This window comes from Streptomyces sp. NPDC047017, from assembly GCF_040644175.1.
GTDB lineage: Bacteria > Actinomycetota > Actinomycetes > Streptomycetales > Streptomycetaceae > Streptomyces.
Map to the genome: position 1 here is coordinate 1 of NZ_JBEYVW010000058.1, position 1,124 is coordinate 1,124.

Below are 1,124 nucleotides of genomic sequence, written 5' to 3' on the forward strand. Positions count from 1 at the left end.
TAGTACTGCAACGGTGTCTACCGTGACTGCTGGCCAGTTCGGTCGTTGGTCTGGTCATGGGTGGGGACCTTGCGGATGTGCGTGTGTGGGCGGGTGAACTGAAGGCGGTGCACGAGCGGTTCGTGCACCGTTTCAGCCGGTCGGAGCCGCGGGAGTCCGCTCTGGCCTATATGCGTGGGCTTATCGCTCCGTTGCAGCGCAAGAACGGCTGGACGCTGGCCGAGGAAGCCGGTCATGACGGCCCGGACCGTATCCAGCGGATGCTGAACCGGATTGAGTGGGACGCGGACGAGGTCCTGGACGACGTGCGTGACTACGTCGTCGAGAACCTCGGCGGCCGGGACGCCGTCCTGATCGTCGATGACACCGGATTCCTGAAGAAGGGTGTCCGTTCGGCCGGCGTCCAGCGGCAGTACTCCGGCACCGCCGGACGCACCGAGAACTGCCAGATCGGTGTCTTCCTCGCCTATGCCACCGATCGGGGCCGGACTTTGATCGACCGCCGCTTGTATCTGCCCACCTCGTGGACGGACGACCGGGAACGCTGCCGCCGGGCAGGCATCGACGACGGCGTCCCCTTCGAGACCAAGGTGGCCATGGCCAAGGCGATGGTCCGGAAGGCGATCACGGCCCGGATCCCGTTCGGCTGGGTGACGGCGGATGCCGCCTACGGCTTCAGCAAGGGCTGGCGATTCGAACTCGAGCAGGCGGACGTCTTCCACGTCATGGCCACCACCAGGCACGACACCGTCGTCACCCGCTGGTCGATCGACCACCCCGTCCACGACCTGTTCCCCAGCCTGCCCCGGCAGAAGTGGAAACGCCGCTCCTGCGGCCAGGGCGCCCACGGACAGCGGATCTACGACTGGGCCCGCGTCGAGGTACGTCCCTGGCACCGCGAGGACCGCCGGCACTGGGTGATCGCCCGCCGCAATGTCATCCGGCCCGAGGAGATCTCCTACTACATCGCCTACTGCCCCGCCGACACCACGCTCGATGAACTGATCCGCATCGCGGCCAGTCGATGGGCTGTTGAGGAGTGCTTCCAGACGGCGAAGCAGGAGTGCGGCCTGGACGACTACCAGGTCCGCCGCTATCCCGGCTGGCATCGCCACATGACCCTC

At 66.6% G+C, this 1,124-nt stretch carries 1 protein-coding gene; it reads left to right on the forward strand.

Features of this window, described 5'->3' with window-relative positions; translation table 11 throughout:
• Nucleotides 1–56: 56 nt before the first annotated feature.
• On the forward strand, nt 57–1,124 hold a 1,068-nt coding region (locus tag ABZ858_RS37155), incomplete at its 3' end, for an IS701 family transposase (protein ID WP_361389446.1).